Source organism: Bacteroides sp. DH3716P (genome assembly GCF_025914115.1).
Taxonomy (GTDB): Bacteria; Bacteroidota; Bacteroidia; order Bacteroidales; family Bacteroidaceae; genus Bacteroides; species Bacteroides ovatus.
In genome coordinates this window covers 6,628,877-6,629,508 of sequence record NZ_CP083673.1, presented here as the reverse complement: position 1 = coordinate 6,629,508, position 632 = coordinate 6,628,877, and the positions used below count along the sequence as shown (strand labels likewise).

Sequence of the window (632 nt, the reverse complement as noted above, 5' to 3'; positions counted from 1 at the left end):
ACGCTTCAGTACCGCCTGTTTACCACCTTTATTATATATAGGCAGGCTGTCCAAGGAAGCGAAGAACGGCTGTGCTTCCTTCACGGCTTGCTGTAGTTCCTCATCACCAACATGGGAAGAGGTCTGTTCTCTGAGATAGAGCAGGTCGTGAAAGGTGCGCTGCTTGGACATCGCCATACGACACAGTTCGATATGGATGGAGTCGTTCAACTCACGATATACCGCAAATGGGTATGAGTGGGCTTTCCTGACAGTGTCACGTGAGATGCACGATGTCACGGAATCGTCCAACACGCGCCATTCGTTGATGGTCTTTGCCAACGATTGGACGGTGACCTTGTCGCTCTGTCGTAGATTGGTCAGAAAGACATGATACTCTCTGATGGCTTCATCACCTGAACGGAACGACTTCGTGCCGTTTCCGTCTGAACATGCTGTCAGCATGAATACGGCAAACACAGTGGCAATAAATACGGCAAGTCTGATACTGCCATGCGAGTTTGATTTTTCATTTCGCAATGTTTGCTTCATGCAATGGAGGCAGGTTTGTCCTCCGAAAAGTTGGGTTTCATATTTCATTGTTGTCATTATTTTGAGTCTGATTTTGAAATTGACGGTGCAAAGTTAATGCG

At 47.2% G+C, this 632-nt stretch carries 1 pseudogene; it reads right to left on the bottom strand.

Going from position 1 to position 632, the window contains the following annotated elements:
* A pseudogene (locus tag KQP79_RS26095) lies at nt 1–579 on the bottom strand (hypothetical protein); the annotation flags it as partial.
* Between the last annotated feature and the right edge of the window lie 53 nt (nt 580–632).